Raw genomic sequence first — 19,476 nt, 5'->3', positions numbered from 1 at the left:
CCGGATTGATCATGCATTTGCCCCCTTCGGCGATGCCACAGGCATCGTTTGCCGCCATGCGTCCCGAACAGACGGGTGCGCAGGCCCGAAAGTCATGTCCGAAAGTCGAGGCCCATGTCGCTCAACAACCTGTCCCTCAGCAAGAAGCTCATCCTGACCTTCTGCACCATCATGGCCGGATGCTTCCTGGCATCCGTCGTCGTCTTCCTGCAGGCTTACACAGCCAAGATGGCAGTCGTCGACCAGGATCGTGCACAGCGCATCGTCAACCTCGTCGATTCTGCAATGACGGCAATGGCGGAGCAGGCCTCCAATGAGCGCGGTTATCTTCTGACGGGCACCGACACGACCCTGGCGGCCGTGGAAACCGAGCGACAGGCCGTGGACACGGCGCTGGCCGATGCATCGACACTCGCGTCCGGAGACAAGGCCCTGCTGGGTATCCTGGAGACGATGCGCACAGCCGCGCATGCCTATGGTGCCAATGTCGCTGATCCCCAGATTGCCGCCCGCAAGGCCGGTACGCTCGGAATTGCGGAAGTCGCCGCCATCGGCAAGCGTGAAGGCATTGGCGAACTCGACCAGTTCCGCGCCGCCGCCGCAGAGATCAAAACCCTTCTGGCCGAGCGGACAAGCGCCATTCGCACCCAGCTCGACAATGCGCATCACGCCCTCGAGCTTGCACTGATCCTCGGCGCAGCCGTCGCCGGTGTCTTCGCCGTCGGCCTCATCTGGCTTCTCGCCCGCTCCATCGTCACGCCGATTACCGGCATGACCGACGCCATGGGACGGCTTGCCGCAGGCGACCACAAGGTCGAGGTGCCCGCCATCGACCGTGGCGACGAAGTGGGCCGGATGGCCAAGGCCGTGCTGGTCTTCAAGGACGCCGCCATCGAAACCGCCCGTATGGCCGAGGAGCGCCGCGTGATGCGCGAACAGGCCGAGACGGAACGGCAGAAGACGGAAGCAGAGAAGGCGAGCGAAGCCGAGGAAATCCGGTTTGCCATGGCCGAGCTGGAACAGGGCCTGACCGCGCTGGCCAATGGCGATGTCGCCTTCCGGCTTGAGCGTGCGTTTGCACCGAGGCTCGACCGGCTGCGCGGCAATTTCAACGATTCCGTCGACAAGCTGCAGGCAGCGCTGCGCACGGTGGGCGCCAATGCCGAGGCGATCAATGCTGGCGCAGCCGAAATTCGCGCCTCGGCCGACGATCTCGCCAAACGCACCGAACAGCAGGCCGCCTCCGTTGAACAGACGGCAGCCGCCGTCGAGGAAGTGACGACCACCGTCAAGGACACGGCCCAGCGCGCAGAAGATGTCGGCCAGCTCGTCGAGCGCACTCGGGCCGGCGCCGAACGCTCAGGCGAAGTCGTCCGCTCCGCAGTGGCCGCAATGTCGGGCATCGAGCAGTCCTCGCAGTCGATCTCCAACATCATCGGCGTCATCGAGGACATCGCCTTCCAGACCAACCTTCTGGCGCTCAATGCCGGCGTCGAAGCGGCCCGTGCCGGTGAAGCTGGCAAGGGCTTTGCCGTCGTTGCCCAGGAGGTGCGCGAACTCGCCCAGCGCTCGGCCAATGCCGCCCGCGAGATCAAGTCGCTGATCGCCAATTCCACCGCCCAGGTCGGCAATGGCGTGGCGCTGGTCGGCGAGACCGGCACGGAACTTGAGAAGATCGTCGCCGCCGTTCAGGAAATCAGCCATCACGTGCAGGCGATCGTCACGGCCGCCCGCGAACAGTCGACCGGCCTGCAGGAAATCAACCTCGCCGTGACCGCCATGGATCAGGGCACGCAGCAGAATGCCGCCATGGTCGAACAGCAGACGGCCGCCTCCCACACCCTGGCGGCAGAGGCGGATTCGCTCAACATGCTGCTCGCCCAGTTCCGTCTGGGGCAGGGCGGCCCTGCGCCAGCCACGGCATCGCCGCGCACAAGCCACGTGGCACCGCAACGCTCTGCGCCACCGGTTCCGGCAAGCCCGGCCAGACCTTCCGTGAAGGCAGCCTCAGCCAGCCATGCAGGCACACCATCGCCCGCCCGCGCGCTGGCAAACAAGCTCGGCCGCGCCTTTGGCGCCAGCCAGGCCACGGCTCAGAAACCCAGCGAAACCGCCCCCGTGCCGGCCCAGCAGGACTGGACGGAGTTCTGATCCCTCAACCGGACATTGGATCCTCTTCGGCATCCAATGTCCGGTCGCACGCTCGAAAGTACTATTCAACAATAACTCGCGATTTCAGGGCCAGACCTTGCAGTCAGGAACGGAAAATTAACAGCATTTCGGGAATTTGTTACCGTTAACACAGCCGCGGAGAGCGGCCTATAAACGGAAACCCCATGCTTAGTTCCTTCAAGAAACTGCCGCTCTCGCTCCAGATGGTCCTGGGCATCGGCATCGCAGTCGTGGCCATTCAGGCGAGCACCGCTGCCTACGAAATTTCCGCCGAACGCCTGACCCTGACCGACAAGGCCGCCAAGCGCGGTGATGCGGCACTGGACATGCTGGAATCCGTCCACACCCAGGCCATGCTCAATCGCAAAGAAGTCGGCGAGGACGATCCGGCCATCGCAACGCTCGACGGCACCATGGACCAGTTTTCCAACTCCGGGGGCAGCGTCAAGCTCTGGCTGGTCATGGGACCGAAGGTCATCGACTTCCAGAAATCCCAGGGGGAAACCGAATTCGAGGGACCGCGCGATACGATCGATCAGCAGGCGATCTCGGCTCTTGCGCGGCTGAACAGCCTCGAGGGCGAGCGCTTCCGCATGACCCGCCCTGTTATCCTTGGTCAGGGCAGTGCGAGCGACGAGAAATGCGCGAGCTGTCATACCGCCAAGATGAACATCCAGCCGGGTGAGGTGATCGGTGTCTACAGTGCCGAGGTCGACCTCGCGCCGGAACTTGCGGCCTGGCGGACCAATGCCTGGAAGCGCGTCGGCATTGGTGCCGGCGCCCTTGCCGTGATGATCGCACTTGTGATCCTGATGCTGCGCATGACGGCCGTCAATCCGCTGCGTAAGCTCGCCCGCGCAACGCAGGGGCTTGCTGAAGGCAATCTTGATGTCGACGTCGGAACCCAGGATCGACGCGATGAACTCGGCGTCATGGGCCGCGCGCTGGAGATCTTCCGCGACAATCTGCGCCGCACCCGCGCGCTCGAAGCCGAGACGGAGCAGTCCCGGCACAAGGCCGAGGAGCACCGGCGTCATGTCGAGCGCCGCGCCGAAGAGGAAGCGGCGGAAAAGCTGCGGATCGCCACGGCCGGACTCGCCGGTGGCCTGCGGCGCCTTGCGGCCGGCGATCTCGCTTTCCAGATCGAGGAGCCGTTTGACCCGAGTTTCGAGGCCCTGCGCCATGACTTCAATGCGTCGATCCGCGAATTGGCCAATACCATGTCTGCGATCCAGATCGCGGCCGGGACCATCGATGACGGCAGCGGCACGATCGCGGCTGGCGCCAATGAACTCGCCCGCCGGACCGAAAGCCAGGCGGCCTCGCTGGAGCAGACCGCCGCGTCGCTGAAGGAGATCAACGCCACCGTGCATGCCGCCAACCAGCGTGTGGCCGACGCGCGGGATGTCGCGAAGAAGGCCAATCAGAGCGCGCTCACCTCCGGCCAGGTGGTGAGCGAAGCCGAGCAGGCCATGCGCCGCATTGAGGAAAGTGCGCAGCAGATCTCCAATATCATCGGTGTGATTGACGAGATTGCATTCCAGACCAACCTCCTCGCCCTCAATGCAGGCGTCGAAGCCGCCCGCGCCGGGGAAGCCGGCAAGGGCTTCGCCGTGGTGGCGCAGGAAGTGCGCGAACTGGCGCAGCGGTCTGCCAACGCCGCCAAGGAGATCAAGGCGCTCATCCAGAATTCCACCGCTCAGGTCGAGAACGGTGTGAAGCTGGTGCATGGAACCGGCGAAACGCTGGTCGAAATCGGCAGCCTGATCCAGACCATCAATGATCACATGGACGCCATTGCCGACTTCTCGCGCGACCAGTCGAGCGGTCTGCGCGACATCGCCGGCGCCGTCGATCAACTCGACACCGCAACCCAGCACAATGCCCGCGTTTCGGATGACCAAAGCAACGAGGCGAGCCGTCTTGCGCAGCAGGCGGCAGCGCTTCGGGCGATGATCGAACGTTTCGAACTGCAGGCACGACCGTCGGCAATGCGCCGGGCCGCGTGAGGTCGGGTCTCCGACCCTTCTGCCATCCTGCACAAACGAAGAAAGCCCGTGGCGCATGCCACGGGCTTTCCCCGTTTAGCCTGCTGGGCAGGCTTTACCGGGCGTCATCGACATCGTCGACCACGTCCGCCATGGGCCGGTCCGCACCGTCCGCATGTTCATGGATCCACTCGCCGTTTTCGTCCTGCCAGCTGATCTCGGCATCGCCATCGGCAAGCTGCTGGGCGCCGGCGGCATGCCGTGCGGCCGCAACCGCCTCGGCATGGGTGGCGAAAGGCTCGGAATAGACATTGCCCAGCCGGTAGGCGAAGCCTTCGTCATGTTCGACGACGTGATAGGTCACCTTGGCCATGTATTCTGCCTCAGTTCCAGCGCCAGCGGCTGTCGCGGGCCGGCGGCGCCGAGTTGGCGAGCAGGTAACCGACGACGCCACCGATGATGCCGAGCGTGATGAGACCGGCAGAGGTTGCGGCACCCGGATGGCGGCGAACGACGCCGGCAACGGTGTCCGCACCTTCGCGGGCGTAATCGGCAACCACATGGGCGGTGCGGGCTGCACCATTCACCACGTCGGAGGCGCGGTTGCGAACGTCATCGGCGCTATAGCCGGTTACCGACGAGGCGGTGCGGGCTGCATCATCAAGCGCTTCCGAGGCGCGGTTGCGGACGGTCCGGCCGCTGCGGCTCGCTTCGCGTGCAATCGTGTCCTTGAGATGGTTCATCTGCTCGCGCAGGTCACGCAGTTCTGCCTGAAGGTTCGAAGAGGCCATGGAACGGTTCCTTTCCTGTTGTCCGGTCTTGCGGAACAAACGTGGCCGGCACCGGAAGGTTCCATGCAGGAGGCTGCCGCAAGTGTCGCAGCCTGAAATGAAAACGCCCGGCACCTTGCGGCACCGGGCGTCTTTGAAATTATGGCTTGAGAAGGCCTTACTTGGTCGCGGCTTCGTACATTTCCAGCACGTAGTCCCAGTTGACCAGGCTGTCGACGAAGGCTTCGAGATACTTCGGACGGGCATTGCGGTAGTCGATGTAGTAGGAGTGTTCCCAGACGTCGACGCCGAGGATCGGCGAGGCACCGTGAACGAGCGGGTTCTCGCCGTTCGGGGTCTTGGAGATTTCCAGCTTGCCGTCCTTGACCGAAAGCCAGGCCCAGCCGGAGCCGAACTGCGTGGTGCCGGCTGCAACGAAATCGGCCTTGAACTTGTCATAGCCGCCAAGGTCGCTGTCGATGGCAGCCTGCAGCTTGCCGGGCAGCTTGTTGCCGCCGCCGTCCTTCTTCATCCAGTTCCAGAAGTGAATGTGGTTGTAATGCTGGCCGGCATTGTTGAACAGGCCGGCATTCTTGCCATAGGACTGCTTGACGATCTCTTCCAGCGACAGGCCTTCAAGGCCCGAGTCCTTCAAGAGGTTGTTGCCGTTGGTCACATAGGCCTGGTGATGCTTGTCGTGGTGAAACTCAAGCGTTTCAGCCGACATGAACGGCGAAAGCGAGTCGTAAGCATAGGGCAGGGCGGGCAATTCGAAGGCCATGGTGATATCTCCTTTGGGCAATGGATTGCGTTTTGGCAGGTGACGGGAACATAGGTGCGGAAGGAGGGCGAGGCAACCTTCGGCCTTCCAAAAACCGGCTTCTGATCGAAAGAAATATCTTCCGTTTTTGGACTTGCGCTGTGTGCCGTTCCATCCCACGGTCCCGGCCCGACATCCCCCAACCGAGGTATCCCATGTTCCGTTCCCGCAAGCTGCTCGCGATTGCCGCCCTCGCCGTTGTCCCGCTCTCCTCCCCGGCCGTCGCGTCCTCGGATGACGCCTGGGCCGAGTTCGCCAAGGATGTCGCCGCGAAATGCACGGCCCTGGCGGAGGGTCGCATCGAGCAGCCAAAGGTCGTTGTCGATCCCTTCGGAACAGAGAGCTATGGCGTGGCCATCGTGACCGGCAAGGCCGTGGGGGCGGATGCTGTGGTGAGCTCGATCTGCGTCTACGACAAGAAGACCCAGGCGGCGGAGATCGGCGGCGAGCTTCCCGCCGACCAGGTGACGATCACCGTTCCCTGAGGCCTAGGCCTCGTAGACCTCCGGCTCGGGCAAGCCGTCGATGGCGAAGCCGAATTCGGCCCGCGCGATCTTGCACTCCTCGTCGCCCGGCATGCAGGTGCGGCAGACATGCGGCCGCACCAGATAGACTGCGCAGCCGACATGTTTGCCGACGTCGCCGGTGAGCGCCGCACATCGCCCGTTCTCGAACTTCATGCCGCTTTCGTCCTTGGCGATCATCGCTTCCGGGATGGCGGATATCTCCTCGTCGCTTTCAAGCGAAAAGCGCGGCCAGTCGGCGGAATAGGCGCAGCATGCGCCGCAGGCCTGGCAATCGAAGATCTCGGGCGGGGACGTCTCCAGCATGGGCTCAGCGCTTCGCCGCGCGCAGGCGCATGAGATTGACCGCGAAGAAGCCGGTGAAAACAAGCATCAGCAGGCCGACAAAGACGGGCCCGGCATCGACCGAGACGAGATCCATGGTGAGACCTGTGGTGCCGGAGCCTGCGGCGCTGCCGATCGCGTAAGCCAGAGCGAAGACGGCACTTCCCGAGACAAGAAGACCGCCGCGAAAGCGTTCGCCGAGTAAGGTGAGCGCAGCCGTATAGAGCGAGAAGCTCGCAGCCCCGAGGATCGATATGGTGATCAGCAGGGTGAGCGGAGAGGTCATCAGAGGCAGAACCAGGAAGGCGACGGCGGCAATCAGCGAGCCTGCGATGGCGATGACAGGCCGTGACAGCCGATCCAGCAGCCAGCCGACAAAGGGTTGGGCAAGCGCCGTCGGCAGGGCGACCATGGTGACGACGAAGGCCGCGAAATTCTGGCTGTAGCCACGCTCGACGAAATAGAGCGGGATCATTGAGATCGCCGCGATATCCGAAAAGCCGAAGGCGACGACCATCAGCGTGAGTACCGGTGCAAGCTTGACGAAGGTGACAAGCCCGCCCGCTTCGGAGGCCTCAGGCTTCGTCTTGGCGTAGCGACCCAGCATGACCGAGGCAAAGGCGACGAGCGCCACGTAAGCCGCCGTCAGCGCAAAGGCAAAGCCGTCCTCAATGCCGACAAGCGGAATGGCGAGCGGGCCGGCGGCAAAGCCTGCGCACATGCCAGCGCTATAGGCGCCGGACACGCGGCCGCGCAGGCGATCGGGACAAGCGGTGTTCAGCCAGGCCTCGCTCACCGTGTAGATGATGCTGGTGCAGAAGCCGAGCAGGAAGCGGGCGACGAACCAGACCCAGAGCTGGTCGAAAGCCGCCAAGGTCGCAAGCGAGATCGAAACGCCGAGCAGCGACGCCACGATCAGGCGGTCGCCGCGCATCGCCTGTGTCAGCTGGCCGATCATCAGTGTCGAGGAGGCGAGCCCCAGCGCGAAAACCGACGCATTGAGTCCCGCCATGCTGGACGAGACGCCACGACTTTCCAGGATCAGCGAAATCAGCGGATAAGTCAGCCCCTGGCCGACAGCAAAGGCCGTGACACCGAGAATCACGACTGCGATCGCCGCCCAGTCTGGCGCGAAATCGGGTGCAATATCCGTGGTGCCTGCCGTCTGCATGGAGCCTCCAAGGCGCGTTTCAGCGCCTGTCGATTGAAGGCTCGGTCTAGCGGGGGGAGCGGGGGAAGTCCAGAGAGGGGTGGGCTGGAGCGCTTACCCTCAGCCCGCCGCGATAACCCCTGGCACGTCCTGCCCGAGCGCCGCAAACACCGTCTTCAGAATACCGGCCGCATCGAGGCCTGCCTTGGCATACATGGTTTCGGGTTTGGCCTGGTCCATCCAGACATCGGGCAGCACGAGCGAGCGGACCTTCAGGCCGTTGTCGAGCAAGCCCTCGTTGACGAGGAAATGCACCACCTGGCTGCCGAAGCCGCCGACGGCGCCTTCTTCGACAGTGACGACCACCTGGTGGTGGCGGGCGAGCTGGCGGATTAGGTCATGATCCAAGGGCTTGGCGAAGCGAGCGTCGGCGACAGTGGTTGAAAGGCCTGCGGCATCGAGGTCTTCGGCGGCAAGCAGACAGTCGGCGAGGCGCGTGCCGAACGACAGAAGTGCGACCTTCGAGCCCTGCTTGATGATGCGGCCGCGGCCGATTTCGAGGATCTCGCCGCGTTCGGGCATGGGAACACCCACACCTTCGCCGCGCGGATAGCGGAAGGAGATCGGACCCTCGTCATAGGCAGCCGCAGTGCGCACCATGTGCTTCAGTTCCGCCTCGTCGGCCGCCGCCATGACCACGAAGCCGGGCAGCGCCGCGAGAAAACCGGTGTCGAAGGAACCCGCATGGGTCGGGCCGTCGGCGCCGACGAAACCGGCCCGGTCGATGGGAAATCGGACCGGCAGCTTCTGGATGCCGACATCGTGCACGACCTGGTCGTAACCGCGCTGCAGGAAGGTCGAATAGAGGGCGCAGAAGGGCTTGTAGCCTTCAGCAGCCAAGCCGGCCGCGAAGGTCACCGCATGCTGCTCGGCGATGCCGACATCGAAGGTGCGTTCCGGAAAGAGCGCATGCAGCTTGTCGAGGCCGGTGCCAGACGGCATGGCGGCGGTGATGCCGACGATCTTCTCGTCATGGCGGGCTTCCTCGACCAGCGCATCGGCAAAGACGGCGGTATAGGCCGGCGCATTCGGCTTGGCCTTGGCCTGGGTGCCGGTGATGACATCGAACTTGTTGACGCCATGATACTTGTCGGCTGCCGCTTCGGCCGGCGGATAGCCCTTGCCCTTCTGGGTCACGACATGGATCAGAACCGGGCCCTTGGCATTGTCGCGGACATTGCGCAGCACCGGCAGCAGATGCTCGAAGGAATGACCGTCGATCGGGCCGATGTGGTAGAAACCGAGCTCCTCGAACATGGTGCCGCCGGTGACATAACCCCGGGCATGTTCGACGGCGCGGGTGATCGCGCGGTCGACGGTCTTGCCGAGATAGGCGGTCAGCTTCTTGCCGAAGTCGCGGAAGCCCATATAGGTCCGGCCGGAGGCAAGGCGCGCCAGATAGGCGCTCATCGCGCCGGTCGGCGGGGCGATCGACATGTCGTTGTCGTTGAGGATGACGATCAGGCGGGCATCGAGCGCACCGGCATTGTTCAGCGCCTCATAGGCCATGCCGGCCGACATGGCGCCATCGCCGATGACGGCGATCACCTTGCGGTCGGTCTTCGACAGTTCGGCGGCAACCGCCATGCCGAGGCCGGCGGAAATCGAGGTGGACGAGTGGGCAGCACCGAAGGGATCGTATTCGCTCTCGGCGCGCTTGGTGAAGCCGGAGAGTCCGTCTTCCTGGCGCAAAGTGCGAATACGCTCACGACGACCGGTCAGGATCTTGTGCGGATAGCACTGGTGGCCGACGTCGAAGATCAGCCGGTCGTCAGGCGTGTTGAACACCTTGTGGATCGCGATCGTCAATTCCACGACCCCGAGACCGGCCCCCAGATGACCACCCGTCTTCGACACCGCGTCGATCATCTCGTCGCGGACCTCGCGCGCCAGCTGCGGCAGGTCACGATCTTCGACGGCCTTCAGGTCTTTCGGGAGCTTGACCTTGTCCAGGAGCGGCGTATCGGGCAGGGATGTCACGGGCTGATGCCTCTTCAGTCTGTTTGGATGCGCGATACCATCCCCCGACGATCAGGGCAATTCCACGTCATCAAGCGCTTATATAGCGGTCAACGGCCCTCCGGCAAAGGCACGAACTCTTCTTCATCGCCGGGAACGATATCGAAACGCCCGGTTCTCCACTCTTCCTTGGCCTGTTCGATTCGCTCTTTGGACGACGAAACAAAGTTCCACCAGATATGTTTCTTCGTCCCCATGGCCGCTCCGCCGAAGAGCATCACGTGACAGCCTGTCGCGCCGCCGATCAGGGTGATCTCGTCACCGGGTCGGAAGACGAGCAGTTGGTCGGCGGCAAAACGGTCGCCGGCGATCTCGATCTCGCCCGAGAGGATGTAAAGCGCGCGCTCTTCCTGACCTGCGTCGAAGGGGAAGCGGGCGCCGGCTTCAAGCGACAGATCGACATAGAGAGTTTCGGAGAACGTCTTCACCGGCGACCGCAGGCCGCCCATGCCGCCGATGACGATGCGACCGGATGCGCCGCGATCGCTGAAGGTCGGCAATTCGCCCTTGGCGGTATGGGCAAAGGCCGGATCGATCTCTTCCATCTGGTCGGGCAGTGCGATCCAGGTCTGCAGACCCGACATCGCAAGCGGGTGACCGCGCAGGTTTTCCGGCGTGCGCTCGGAATGCACGATGCCGCGACCTGCCGTCATGAGATTGATGTCGCCAGGCGCAATCACGAGTTCCGTGCCCAGGCTGTCGCGATGCTTGATCTCGCCGTCGAAGAGATAGGTGACGGTCGAGAGCCCGATATGCGGATGCGGGCGCACATCCATGGCTTCGTCTGCCTTCAGGATCGCCGGACCCATCCGGTCGAAGAAGATGAACGGCCCGACCAGCCGCCGCTTGATCGATGGCAGCGCCCGGCGCACGGAAAACCCGCCGATATCGCTGGAGCGCGGGATGATCAGATGCTCGATCGCATCACAGGCAAAACCGTCACCAGGGACAGGATCGTTTCCGGGGAAAAAGGACATGGGGCGGTCTCCGCGTGGTCGATGGGGAGAGTGTAGGATGGGATTGAGGCCGGAAGCTAGACGTGAGGCCTGCGGGGAAGCGTGACGCTGCGTTCAGTCTTTGACGCCTGTCCGATCGCTAGCGCTCATTCCTCCGGAATGCCGTTTGCGCGCATGGCCACTTCGATGTCTATGATCAAAGGTTGCAACTTGAACTCAATAATCTGCCATATTTTGTCGATGTTCAGCTTGTCATAATCATGGCGCAGAAGATTGCCGATGCCGCGTATGCCTGTCCAATCATGGTTCGGTAGCAGGTCGGGCGCAAATGACCCCAGTTTCACTGCAGCTTCCGAGATGCGCGCAAGGCATCTCTCGGAACCATCTCTGACCAGAGGGTTTGTCAGATACTGCGCGTAGGTCATGCCTTCGGTATAGGCGAGAACGCTTCTCGCATTGTCGAGAATGTCCATCAGGCGAAGCCATGGACGCTCAGAAGGCAAGCTGGCGATCCCTCTCTATGCGTCGAGCAAGGCGTTCCTTTTCGACCGGTTCGCAGACGATATCCACAGGTCGACCGGTGATGGTCTCGAGCTTCTGTCGCAAAATATCTAGGTCGCTGAAAAAACTGAAGCCCTTGCCCATCTTGGAATGGTCAAGGCGAACAACAACATCGACGTCCGATTCCTCGGTCGCCTCACCGCGCGCAACAGACCCGAACAGAGACAGCGACAAGATGCCATCAGCGACCAGTTCGTCGCGATGCTCCCGCAGCTTGGCAATGACCATGTCCTTGTCCATGGCCGAAAGCATAACAAATTTTCCCGCTATGGTCGAGAAAAGTCGCTCACGCCCCGTCGAGCGGCTCGGTTCCCGTTGGCTTGCCGGCGCGATCAAGCCGGATCTTCTCGATGCGGTTTTCGGCAGCCGACAGCAGCGTTTCGCAATGCTTTTTCAGGAGTTCGCCGCGCTCATAGATCGCGATGGAATCCTCCAGCGCCACATCGCCGCGCTCGAGCCGTGCGACGATGCTTTCGAGTTCGGCCACGGCCTTTTCGAACGAGAGGCCGGAAAGATCGGCGGAAACAGCGGCGTCGGACATACTCAACCCTTCATCAGTCTGGCGATGTGCAGGCCGGCCGATTCGGCGAGCCCTTCGAGATCATAGCCGCCTTCAAGCAGGCTGACGACCCGGTTGTTGCAGAAGCGATCGGCGACTTCCAGCAGACGCCCCGTCGCCCAGTCGAAGTCTTCGCCGACAAGATTGATCTGGGCCAGCGGATCGCGGTGATGCGCGTCGAAGCCGGCCGAAATCAGGACGAGGTCGGGCGAGAAATCGTGCAGAGCCGGCAGGACCCGGCTCTTGAACGCCTCGCGAAAATGATCCGAGCCGACATTGGGTGAAAGCGGTGCATTGACGATGTTGCGGTGTTTACCCGTCTCGTCCTTGGCGCCGCTGCCGGGATAGAGCGGCATCTGGTGCGTCGAGCAGAACAGCACCGACGGGTCGTCCCAGAAGATGTCCTGCGTGCCATTGCCGTGATGCACGTCCCAGTCGACGATCGCGACACGCTCCACGCCATAGGTCTTCTGGGCATGGCGTGCGGCAATCGCGATCGTGTTGAACAGGCAGAAACCCATCGCCTTGGATTTTTCGGCGTGATGCCCCGGCGGTCGACCGGCGACGAAGGCATTGTCTGCCTTGCCGGTCATCACGTCGTCGACCGCTGCCATAGCGCCACCAATGGCGGTCAGTGCCACCTGCAGGCTCTTCGGCGAGGCATAGGTATCGGCCTCGATCTGGTTGATCTCGCCCTCTTCCTCAGGGATCTCGCGCATCACCGCAAACAGATGCTCTTCCGGGTGGGCCAGCGTCACGGCGTCTTCATTGGCCTGCACAGCCTCGACCCGCTCAAGCTGTGCGAAGTTGGGGTGCTCAAGCGCGATGTTAAGCGAGCGCAGCCGGTCCGCCCGTTCGGGATGCCCCGGTGGCGTGTTGTGCTCCAGGAAGAGCGGGTTCTCGTAAAGACGTGTTGTCATCGGGCCATCCTCGGTCGCGGTGAACATAAGGCGGCATACCGTCATCTTCCACCTCGCAATGCGGTTTTACCCATTCCTCTTGGCCCGCAACCGGAAACCCCGCGCAGATACCTTTTTGGGACACGACTTGTGGAGGAGGGGGCTATGCCGTTAGATGCCGCTAACACACGGAAAAGACGGGACCTTGCATGGATGAGATCGACCGCGTCGAGGTGAGCGAAATCACCATTCCCTACCGCGACATCGCCGACACAGGCGAAATGCAGGCGGCGGCCTATGTCACCCATGCCGAGGCCGCCTTGCGTCATTTCTGGCGTTACCGTCCGCCGCTGGAGGATGAACCGCGCTATGCGCCGACCAAGCTGGAACTGCGTCTTCACCTGCCCCTGCGTCTCGACGATCAGGTGCGCGTGGTCGTGCGGGTCGACAAGATCGGCGGCAAGTCGGTCGGCTTCGAGGTTGAGATGGAGCGTGACGGCCAGACGGTCGCGGAGATCGACGTGACCTGGACCGCCCGCGATCGTGAAACCGGTGAGCCAGCCGCGCTGCCGGAAGACATCCGCGACTGGCTTTATCGGTACCTCCGCTGAGCGTGGAGGCTCCCGCGACCTGCACATAACCCTCAATCGAGGCCGAGGCGCTCGATCTCCTCGTCGCTGAGTTCGAAGCGGCGCTTGATGAAGTCCTCGGGAATGCCCAGGCGCTTGGCGATGTCGAGATCGGGTTTGCGCTGGGCGACCGGCGGGATGAACAGCGTCGAGATTGTGCTGATCATCGATGCGTCGAGTTCGCCGATCGTGGTTCTGAGCATGGTCGGGTCGCAGACCGGATAGCGCGCGGCCTCATACACCGTGAGGGGGTGGTCGGCAGGATAGGCCTTGAGCAGCTTTTCCTTCAGCACCTCCAGCTTCTCCTGCGACAGCGAGATCTTGTAGCCCACTTCGCCGAGCACGCCGACCTGCCACAGCACGAGGTTGTTGCGCGGATCGAAGGTGCGGTCGAAGATCAGGAAATCCGTCGCCTCGAAGCTCTGGCATCCCTTGCGGGCGGGGTCGACCCCGAGATCGGCAAACAGGCAGTCCTCGGCGGAGATCCCCGGCAACATGACCGCGTCGAACCCCTCCTGTCGGGCACGGGCAACGGCCCGGTGCGACGGAAAGACGAAGATTCCGGGATGGCCGTAGAACACCGCGCAGACATGCAGGCCCTGGCGGACATGCTCCAGAATGTATTCGGTGATATCAAGATAGGTCGCCAGGCGGCTGCTGCGGTCTTCGTAGAAGGACTGCAGTGACTGTGCCGCCGGATTGAGCGAGGTGAGCCAGTATTCGGTACCAGGGTCCGTGACGAGGTAGAAAACCCGGTCTGCGGCTTCGATATGGGCCTTCGCCTCGAGGCTGGTCTGGGCCGCGAGCTTGATCCCGACGCCGACGACCGAGAGGAAGCCGGTCTTCACCGGCGGCTCTGAGCGTGTCGCGATGGGATCGAAGGGTTTTTCAGCAACCAGTGCATCCATGACGGTATCTCCCGAAAGGTGTTGATGCAGTGAGGCCGCGCCGATCTCAGACCGGCACGGCCCGCCGGATCAGATGACCACGACGACGGTCCAGACGGTTTCTCCGTCGGCCGCCTTGAGACTGTTCTTCAAGGCGGCGGCATGGAGGGTGGACTGGATCAGTTTCGGATCACGGGAGAGGAGCACGGACTCCTCCACCGGAGACAGGTTGGAGTTGTTGATCACCGCCAGCGGGTTTTCGCGGAATTTCTTGGCAGTGGAGGCGTTCGTCGCAATGTCGACGAGCAGTTTGTCGATTGCAGGCATTGCAATATCCTTTCCTTCTGCTGGTTGACGCGCGCTGGTTCAGAGCACCACGACGACCACGTTGACGGTGTCTGCGGCGGCATTGGCGCCGAAGTTCGTCTTGATCGCCTTGTGGATCGCGGGGGCGTCCTTGCTCTTGATGATCTTTGCGGCGCTGTCGGAAATGCCGAACCGTTTCAGTTCGGCATCCGGATTGGCGTGGAATCGCTGCAGCGCAGCCGCGTCCATAGACACCCCGACCATGAATCGGGCTACTTCCGTGTCACTCATGTCACGTCTCCCTTGTCGATTGTGAATGTATGCGGTGTGGATGTGTGCGGCGGGGCTGTTCAGGAAGGCAAATGGCCTCAGCGGCGCCGTGCAGAAAGATGTGTAATCTAATTTAATATCTGCTGAAATATATAAATTTAGGAAGAAAGTTTACTCTTTCTGAGTGGCTATACTTCCGGTTTTTCATCCAAGGTTCAAAAGTAAACATGAAAAAGCCCGCCGAAGCGGGCTTGTGTCATTTTGGCCAGACAGGGAATGTGCGCAATGTCACACGCGCACGGGCAGCAGCGGATATCCGACCAGGACTGCACGGGCGGCAAGCGTGGCAATCGCAGCCTTGACCAGGTCACCGGGGATGAAGGCCAGCGAACCGAAGAGCACCTTGTCGAAGGGCGTGCCGGCAACCAGAGACAGCCACGGCATGCCGCAGAGATAGACCACGCCGATGCCGCCGACGATCGACGCGAGGAAGAAGCCGGTCATCTGCTTCGTGGCGGACTGGTCTTCCCGCACCAGCTTTTCCGCCAGGAGGCCGGTGACGAAGGCACCGAGTATCCAGCCGAAGATATAGCCGCCGGTCGGGCCGATCAGCACGGCAAGGCCGCCACGTCCGCCGGAGAGAACCGGCAGGCCGACCGCGACCAGCACGACCAGAAGCACATAGGCAAGCGCCCCGCGCTTGGCGCCGATGATGCAGCCGGCGAGCATCACGCCCATCGACTGCGCGGTGATCGGCACGGGCAAAAGCGGGATCGGCACCGGCGGCAGGAAGCCGAGCACGACAATGATGGCGGTGAAGAGGGCGGAGAGAACGAGATCTCTGGTGGTCATGGTGGCGGTCCCCAAAAAACTTTGGGAATTTTACTGGCCTCTAATCCCGCGCGCGTCAATCGCCTCGGCGATCCGGTCGGCATCCTTCAACGTCGAAATGATCAGCGGTCCCAGCAAGCGCGAGAGCTTGACCGGGATGCCACGGGCCGCGTGGGCCTCCTTCAGCGCCTCGTGGCGGGCGGCGATCTCCGGCACGAATCGCAGGACCAGCCCGAAGGCGAGGCCGACATCGGACGCCTTGAGGAGCCCCATCCGCTCCAGAGGACGAGCGAGATCGGTGATGACGGCCATGAAGGCGGCAATCGCCGTGGTCGCGGTGATGGCGGCGGCAAGAAACAGCACGGCCAGCAGCCGAAGTGTCGTCGAGAGCGCCTCCGCAGGCGAAAGGAGAAGGATGTTGAACAGGCCGAGAATGGCGATGGTGAAGAGCACCGGCCGCACCCGTCTGAGCGCCTCGCCGACGGAAAGCCCGCTAGACAGATAAAGCCCGCCGGTCGCCAGCATGGCGAGCATCAGCGCGATGGGGTTCGAAACGAAGTAGAGCCCGAGCCCGACGAGAAGCAGCAAGGCAAGCTTGGTCCGCACGCCCACCCGGTGCAGCGGGCTCACGCCCTCAACGAACAGGCTGGTCAGCATCCGGCAATCTCCCGGTAGCAGGCGATGGCAGCGTCGCCAGGGCCATCGAAGGCGAGCGCCTGCTCATGGAAAACCAGCACACGGGCAAAATCGGCAACGAGATCGAGGTCGTGGCTGATCACCACCGCCTGTTCGGTCAGCCCGTCGATCGCAGCCTTCACCAATGCTCGATTGCGAAGATCCAGCTGGTTGGTCGGCTCGTCGAACAGGATGATTTCGGGCCGGGTGACCACGACGGCAGCCAGCGCCGCGAGCTGCAACTCCCCGCCCGAAAGCTCATGCGGTCGGCGGCTCGAAAGCGCCTCGATGCCGAAACGGGCCAGAACGGCATCCACGGCCTGCTCGACCTCGTCAGCTCCCAGCCCGCGCGCCTTCGGCCCCATGGCAATGTCGTCGCGAATGACGGGCAGGATGATCTGGTGGCCGGGGTTCTGGAAGATGAAGCCGGTCTTAGCCCGCGCCGCCTTTTCGTCCGCGACCGTATCGAGCCCATCCAGCGTCACCCGGCCGGAGGAAGGCTTGGCCAGCCCTGCGATCAGCCGCGCGAAACTCGTCTTGCCGGAGCCATTGAGCCCGATCACACCGATGCGCGGTTCGCTGAGAGTCAGCGAGAGCGGCCGGAGTGCCACGCGATCGCCATAACGCAATTCGGCCTGGTCGAAACGAATGTGCAAGGTGGGTCTCCGAAAGGTTCGGGTCTCTATAGCGTTTGGGAACGTATGGGGGAATGCTCCAAGGTGTTGCCGACGTCTGCTGCCCGCAGTTTTCTTGACAATCGAGGGCGAAACGCCAATATTGGCGTGGCAAGTTTCGAGGTGGGAACGGCCTCCCCACGCACCCGCAAGGGTCAGTAGCCGCAAGGTGAAGAGATCCGGGCTTTGGCACCCCGGCGGAAATGGAAAGCCTCGCTTCGCGCGGGGCTTTTTATTGTGTCTCTATCAGATGCCCTTTCCGCAACCGATTTTCCAGCTTGTTGCGATCGATCGGGTAGGTCGACTTTACCATGTAGACGCCCTGCCGGGTCGGACGGATCAGCAACGCCACGAGCAGGATAAGGTCCAATTGCCGAACCTCACGGATTAACTCAAGGCCATCATTCGTATGCTTCGGCGACTGGCCGACATGGGTCGGCCGCGCGACGGTCTGCGTCAGGAACGGCAAACAGGACATGAAACTGTCCGGATGTGATTTGAAGGCGTGTTTCTGAGCCGGGATTGAAAAGCCGACCGGGCCGGGCTGCAGATTAAGTCCGAAACGGCGCAGATGCTGAACCGGGAGCTCCCCCAGGATCAGAGGTTTGAACCGCGGCCATTCCTCCATATTTTTCTCCGAAAGCTTTGGTCGGCGCCTGTCGGATAGGTTGTATCGCGATTGCGCGATGCTTTCCAGAGCGGTCAGCCCATTGAACAAACCACGAACATCCGCTAGCGTCTCAACCATGGCGATTCCCGTTCCCAATGCGCTGGCGCGAAAAATCTTCCTTGAACGGCAGGGCCTGTCCCGCGCGCCGACGAAGGCGCTTGGCCGCGAGGGGCTCTATCAGTTGATCCACGATCTCGGCTTCGTCCAGGTCGACAGCATCCAGTGGGTCGAGCGTGCCCATCACCAGATCCTCTTTTCCCGCAACCAGACCTATCGCCAGACGGATCTTGCCCATCTGGCGGAGAAGGATCGCTCGCTCTTCGAGCACTGGACGCATGATGCCTCGATCATTCCGTCCGAATTCTTCCCCTATTGGAAACACCGCTTCGCCCGCCGCGAGGCAAAGATCATGGAAAACTGGGCGAAGTGGCAGGGGGAGGGTTTCGACAAGGCCTTCGAGGAAACCTATGCCCGCATCCGCGACACCGGCCCGGTCATGGCGCGCGACGTCAAGGGCGACGACCACAAGTCCGGTGGCTGGTGGAACTGGCATCCCTCCAAGACCGCGCTGGAATTCCTGTGGCATACGGGCAAACTGTCGATCGCCCGCCGTGAGGGCTTTCAGAAAGTCTACGACCTCTCCGAGCGGGTCATCCCGCCGGAGCATCATGCCGCCGAAGTCGATCACGAAACTTTTGTCGACTGGGCCTGCCGTGCGGCGCTCTCTCGCCTCGGTTTTGCCACCTCGGGCGAGATTGCCGCCTTCTTCGACATCGTCACGCCCGATGAGGCCAAGGCCTGGGTCGCCACGCATCGCGAGGAACTGGAGGAGCTGTCGCTCGGCACCGTCGATGGAAAGCCGCGCGCCTCTTTCGCCTTCGCGGATCGGGTTGCCGCGCTGCTGGAGGCGCCGGAACCGCCCGCCCGCATCCGCGTGCTCTCGCCTTTCGATCCGCTGATCCGCGATCGCAACCGCACGGAGCGCCTGTTCGGCTTCTTCTATCGCATCGAAGTCTTCGTTCCCGAGCCGAAGCGGCAATATGGCTATTACGTCTTCCCGCTGCTTGAAGGCGACCGGCTGATCGGCCGCATCGACATGAAGGCCGAGCGCAAGGAGGGAGTGCTCGAGGTGCGCCGCCTCTGGCTGGAGCCGGGGGTAAAGCCGAGCGCTGGCCGCCTGGACAGGCTGCAGGCCGAATTGCAGCGCGTTGCCCGGTTCTCCGGCATGGACAGCGTCCGGCTGCGAGACGGCTGGCTGGGCTGACCGACAGACATCAAAACAGACAGAAAGATCCGACGTGACCGACAACAGCGCCTACCGCATCGAGCCCCGTGTGCCCGCCATCGACGACTACATGCGCCTGCGCCTCGAATCCGGCCTCACGCCCTTTTCGCGGGAGGCGGCAGAAAAGGGCCTGCCGAACTCGATCTTCGGCGTCAGCCTCATGCTGGGCGAAGAGACCGTCGGCATGGGCCGCATCATCGGCGATGGCGGTTGCTTCTTCCAGGTCACCGACATCGCCATCCTGCCGGCCCATCAGGGCAGGGGGCTTGCCAAATGGATCATGGCGGCGCTCTCCGATGTCATCGCCACCCTGCCCAAAACAGCCTATGTCAGCCTGATCGCCGATGTGCCGGCCAACACACTCTACGCCCAGTTCGGCTTCGACGAAACGGCCCCGCGCTCGGTCGGCATGGCGTGCAAGGTGGTGTGAACCACTGCTGAGATCGG

24 protein-coding genes are annotated in these 19,476 nt (G+C 62.8%); 6 read left to right on the top strand and 18 right to left on the bottom strand.

Annotated features, from left to right (window positions below; genetic code table 11):
• The first annotated feature begins 114 nt into the window (after nucleotides 1-114).
• Both DFO46_RS13270 and DFO46_RS13265 read left to right on the top strand, forming a co-directional pair.
• Nucleotides 115-2,151, top strand: a complete 2,037-nt coding sequence (locus DFO46_RS13270; protein WP_120277618.1) for a methyl-accepting chemotaxis protein — start codon at nucleotides 115-117, stop codon at nucleotides 2,149-2,151.
• Between the two features lie 185 nt (nucleotides 2,152-2,336).
• Nucleotides 2,337-4,181, top strand: coding sequence for a HAMP domain-containing methyl-accepting chemotaxis protein (locus DFO46_RS13265; protein WP_120277617.1), 1,845 nt, complete (start codon nucleotides 2,337-2,339; stop codon nucleotides 4,179-4,181).
• A gap of 94 nt (nucleotides 4,182-4,275) precedes the next feature.
• On the opposite strand, the gene DFO46_RS13260 is transcribed toward DFO46_RS13265, so the two are convergent.
• The 3 genes from DFO46_RS13260 to DFO46_RS13250 form a co-directional block, all read right to left on the bottom strand.
• Nucleotides 4,276-4,533, bottom strand: a complete 258-nt coding sequence (locus DFO46_RS13260; protein ID WP_110789661.1) for a DUF2188 domain-containing protein — start codon at nucleotides 4,531-4,533, stop codon at nucleotides 4,276-4,278.
• 10 nt (nucleotides 4,534-4,543) lie between these two features.
• Complete coding sequence (locus DFO46_RS13255; RefSeq protein ID WP_120277616.1) at nucleotides 4,544-4,951, bottom strand: hypothetical protein; 408 nt, start codon at nucleotides 4,949-4,951, stop codon at nucleotides 4,544-4,546.
• Nucleotides 4,952-5,108: 157 nt separating this feature from the next.
• A complete protein-coding gene (locus DFO46_RS13250) occupies nucleotides 5,109-5,711 on the bottom strand; it encodes a superoxide dismutase (RefSeq protein WP_110789659.1) in 603 nt (200 codons plus the stop codon).
• A gap of 194 nt (nucleotides 5,712-5,905) precedes the next feature.
• Between DFO46_RS13250 and DFO46_RS13245 the strand changes: the two genes are divergently transcribed.
• Complete coding sequence (locus DFO46_RS13245; protein ID WP_120277615.1) at nucleotides 5,906-6,235, top strand: hypothetical protein; 330 nt, start codon at nucleotides 5,906-5,908, stop codon at nucleotides 6,233-6,235.
• 3 nt (nucleotides 6,236-6,238) lie between these two features.
• Here the strand turns inward: DFO46_RS13245 and DFO46_RS13240 are convergent, their stop codons facing one another.
• The 8 genes from DFO46_RS13240 to DFO46_RS13205 form a co-directional block, all read right to left on the bottom strand.
• The gene (locus DFO46_RS13240; protein ID WP_120277614.1) at nucleotides 6,239-6,580 is read right to left on the bottom strand and encodes a YkgJ family cysteine cluster protein; all 342 of its coding nucleotides are present in this window, start codon (nucleotides 6,578-6,580) and stop codon (nucleotides 6,239-6,241) included.
• Nucleotides 6,581-6,584: 4 nt separating this feature from the next.
• A complete protein-coding gene (locus DFO46_RS13235) occupies nucleotides 6,585-7,769 on the bottom strand; it encodes an MFS transporter (RefSeq protein WP_110789656.1) in 1,185 nt (394 codons plus the stop codon).
• A gap of 99 nt (nucleotides 7,770-7,868) precedes the next feature.
• Complete coding sequence (dxs, locus tag DFO46_RS13230) at nucleotides 7,869-9,788, bottom strand: 1-deoxy-D-xylulose-5-phosphate synthase (RefSeq protein ID WP_120277613.1); 1,920 nt, start codon at nucleotides 9,786-9,788, stop codon at nucleotides 7,869-7,871.
• Nucleotides 9,789-9,877: 89 nt separating this feature from the next.
• A complete protein-coding gene (locus DFO46_RS13225; RefSeq protein WP_120277612.1) occupies nucleotides 9,878-10,804 on the bottom strand; it encodes a pirin family protein in 927 nt (308 codons plus the stop codon).
• A 125-nt stretch (nucleotides 10,805-10,929) separates the two neighbouring features.
• Entirely contained in the window at nucleotides 10,930-11,256 is a 327-nt protein-coding gene (locus DFO46_RS13220; protein WP_120277611.1) for a HepT-like ribonuclease domain-containing protein, read from the bottom strand.
• A 19-nt stretch (nucleotides 11,257-11,275) separates the two neighbouring features.
• On the bottom strand, nucleotides 11,276-11,572 hold the full coding sequence (locus DFO46_RS13215; RefSeq protein ID WP_245408806.1) for a nucleotidyltransferase domain-containing protein: 297 nt from the start codon (nucleotides 11,570-11,572) through the stop codon (nucleotides 11,276-11,278).
• Nucleotides 11,573-11,630: 58 nt separating this feature from the next.
• A complete protein-coding gene (locus DFO46_RS13210; protein ID WP_110789652.1) occupies nucleotides 11,631-11,885 on the bottom strand; it encodes an exodeoxyribonuclease VII small subunit in 255 nt (84 codons plus the stop codon).
• Between the two features lie 2 nt (nucleotides 11,886-11,887).
• A complete protein-coding gene (locus DFO46_RS13205; RefSeq protein ID WP_120278252.1) occupies nucleotides 11,888-12,823 on the bottom strand; it encodes a histone deacetylase family protein in 936 nt (311 codons plus the stop codon).
• 188 nt (nucleotides 12,824-13,011) lie between these two features.
• Between DFO46_RS13205 and DFO46_RS13200 the strand changes: the two genes are divergently transcribed.
• Nucleotides 13,012-13,413: a thioesterase family protein gene (locus DFO46_RS13200; protein ID WP_120277610.1), complete on the top strand. Its 402-nt coding sequence runs from the start codon at nucleotides 13,012-13,014 to the stop codon at nucleotides 13,411-13,413.
• Nucleotides 13,414-13,445: 32 nt separating this feature from the next.
• On the opposite strand, the gene DFO46_RS13195 is transcribed toward DFO46_RS13200, so the two are convergent.
• From DFO46_RS13195 to DFO46_RS13165, 7 genes are all read right to left on the bottom strand, one after another.
• On the bottom strand, nucleotides 13,446-14,339 hold the full coding sequence (locus DFO46_RS13195) for an SAM-dependent methyltransferase (RefSeq protein WP_120277609.1): 894 nt from the start codon (nucleotides 14,337-14,339) through the stop codon (nucleotides 13,446-13,448).
• A gap of 69 nt (nucleotides 14,340-14,408) precedes the next feature.
• Nucleotides 14,409-14,645 (bottom strand): hypothetical protein, encoded by a 237-nt coding sequence (locus tag DFO46_RS13190; protein ID WP_110789649.1) that lies wholly within the window; start codon nucleotides 14,643-14,645, stop codon nucleotides 14,409-14,411.
• 39 nt (nucleotides 14,646-14,684) lie between these two features.
• Nucleotides 14,685-14,915 (bottom strand): hypothetical protein, encoded by a 231-nt coding sequence (locus tag DFO46_RS13185; protein WP_133252992.1) that lies wholly within the window; start codon nucleotides 14,913-14,915, stop codon nucleotides 14,685-14,687.
• A 267-nt stretch (nucleotides 14,916-15,182) separates the two neighbouring features.
• Nucleotides 15,183-15,746: a biotin transporter BioY gene (locus DFO46_RS13180; protein WP_120277608.1), complete on the bottom strand. Its 564-nt coding sequence runs from the start codon at nucleotides 15,744-15,746 to the stop codon at nucleotides 15,183-15,185.
• Nucleotides 15,747-15,776: 30 nt separating this feature from the next.
• Nucleotides 15,777-16,382, bottom strand: coding sequence for an energy-coupling factor transporter transmembrane protein EcfT (locus DFO46_RS13175; RefSeq protein WP_120277607.1), 606 nt, complete (start codon nucleotides 16,380-16,382; stop codon nucleotides 15,777-15,779).
• Nucleotides 16,376-17,056, bottom strand: a complete 681-nt coding sequence (locus DFO46_RS13170) for an ABC transporter ATP-binding protein (protein ID WP_120277606.1) — start codon at nucleotides 17,054-17,056, stop codon at nucleotides 16,376-16,378. Before DFO46_RS13170 ends, DFO46_RS13175 begins: the two co-directional genes overlap by 7 nt.
• A gap of 250 nt (nucleotides 17,057-17,306) precedes the next feature.
• Nucleotides 17,307-17,822, bottom strand: coding sequence for a hypothetical protein (locus tag DFO46_RS13165; RefSeq protein ID WP_147412768.1), 516 nt, complete (start codon nucleotides 17,820-17,822; stop codon nucleotides 17,307-17,309).
• On the opposite strand from DFO46_RS13165, the gene DFO46_RS13160 reads away from it, so the two are divergent.
• Nucleotides 17,821-19,008 carry a winged helix-turn-helix domain-containing protein gene (locus DFO46_RS13160; RefSeq protein ID WP_120277604.1) on the top strand — a complete coding sequence of 396 codons (1,188 nt, stop codon included), beginning with the start codon at nucleotides 17,821-17,823 and terminating at the stop codon, nucleotides 19,006-19,008. The genes DFO46_RS13165 and DFO46_RS13160 overlap by 2 nt on opposite strands.
• 34 nt (nucleotides 19,009-19,042) lie before the next feature.
• Entirely contained in the window at nucleotides 19,043-19,459 is a 417-nt protein-coding gene (locus tag DFO46_RS13155) for a GNAT family N-acetyltransferase (RefSeq protein ID WP_120277603.1), read from the top strand.
• The last annotated feature ends 17 nt before the right edge of the window (nucleotides 19,460-19,476 follow it).

Source organism: Rhizobium sp. AG855 (assembly GCF_003610655.1).
Lineage (GTDB): Bacteria > Pseudomonadota > Alphaproteobacteria > Rhizobiales > Rhizobiaceae > Allorhizobium > Allorhizobium wuzhouense.
Note: the sequence above shows the minus strand (reverse complement) of the source record. Positions and strands in the feature narration are given on the sequence as shown.

Excerpts from the sequence above, each read along its gene's own strand:
- DFO46_RS13270 (WP_120277618.1), top strand. The coding sequence starts at position 115 with ATGTCGCTCAACAACCTGTCCCTCAGCAAGAAGCTCATCCTGACCTTC.
- DFO46_RS13265 (WP_120277617.1), top strand. The coding sequence starts at position 2,337 with ATGCTTAGTTCCTTCAAGAAACTGCCGCTCTCGCTCCAGATGGTCCTG.
- DFO46_RS13260 (WP_110789661.1), bottom strand. The coding sequence starts at position 4,533 with ATGGCCAAGGTGACCTATCACGTCGTCGAACATGACGAAGGCTTCGCC.
- DFO46_RS13255 (WP_120277616.1), bottom strand. The coding sequence starts at position 4,951 with ATGGCCTCTTCGAACCTTCAGGCAGAACTGCGTGACCTGCGCGAGCAG.
- DFO46_RS13250 (WP_110789659.1), bottom strand. The coding sequence starts at position 5,711 with ATGGCCTTCGAATTGCCCGCCCTGCCCTATGCTTACGACTCGCTTTCG.
- DFO46_RS13245 (WP_120277615.1), top strand. The coding sequence starts at position 5,906 with ATGTTCCGTTCCCGCAAGCTGCTCGCGATTGCCGCCCTCGCCGTTGTC.
- DFO46_RS13240 (WP_120277614.1), bottom strand. The coding sequence starts at position 6,580 with ATGCTGGAGACGTCCCCGCCCGAGATCTTCGATTGCCAGGCCTGCGGC.
- DFO46_RS13235 (WP_110789656.1), bottom strand. The coding sequence starts at position 7,769 with ATGCAGACGGCAGGCACCACGGATATTGCACCCGATTTCGCGCCAGAC.
- DFO46_RS13225 (WP_120277612.1), bottom strand. The coding sequence starts at position 10,804 with ATGTCCTTTTTCCCCGGAAACGATCCTGTCCCTGGTGACGGTTTTGCC.
- DFO46_RS13220 (WP_120277611.1), bottom strand. The coding sequence starts at position 11,256 with ATGGACATTCTCGACAATGCGAGAAGCGTTCTCGCCTATACCGAAGGC.
- DFO46_RS13215 (WP_245408806.1), bottom strand. The coding sequence starts at position 11,572 with ATGGTCATTGCCAAGCTGCGGGAGCATCGCGACGAACTGGTCGCTGAT.
- DFO46_RS13210 (WP_110789652.1), bottom strand. The coding sequence starts at position 11,885 with ATGTCCGACGCCGCTGTTTCCGCCGATCTTTCCGGCCTCTCGTTCGAA.
- DFO46_RS13205 (WP_120278252.1), bottom strand. The coding sequence starts at position 12,823 with ATGACAACACGTCTTTACGAGAACCCGCTCTTCCTGGAGCACAACACG.
- DFO46_RS13200 (WP_120277610.1), top strand. The coding sequence starts at position 13,012 with ATGGATGAGATCGACCGCGTCGAGGTGAGCGAAATCACCATTCCCTAC.
- DFO46_RS13195 (WP_120277609.1), bottom strand. The coding sequence starts at position 14,339 with ATGGATGCACTGGTTGCTGAAAAACCCTTCGATCCCATCGCGACACGC.
- DFO46_RS13190 (WP_110789649.1), bottom strand. The coding sequence starts at position 14,645 with ATGCCTGCAATCGACAAACTGCTCGTCGACATTGCGACGAACGCCTCC.
- DFO46_RS13185 (WP_133252992.1), bottom strand. The coding sequence starts at position 14,915 with ATGAGTGACACGGAAGTAGCCCGATTCATGGTCGGGGTGTCTATGGAC.
- DFO46_RS13180 (WP_120277608.1), bottom strand. The coding sequence starts at position 15,746 with ATGACCACCAGAGATCTCGTTCTCTCCGCCCTCTTCACCGCCATCATT.
- DFO46_RS13175 (WP_120277607.1), bottom strand. The coding sequence starts at position 16,382 with ATGCTGACCAGCCTGTTCGTTGAGGGCGTGAGCCCGCTGCACCGGGTG.
- DFO46_RS13160 (WP_120277604.1), top strand. The coding sequence starts at position 17,821 with ATGGCGATTCCCGTTCCCAATGCGCTGGCGCGAAAAATCTTCCTTGAA.
- DFO46_RS13165 (WP_147412768.1), bottom strand. The coding sequence starts at position 17,822 with ATGGTTGAGACGCTAGCGGATGTTCGTGGTTTGTTCAATGGGCTGACC.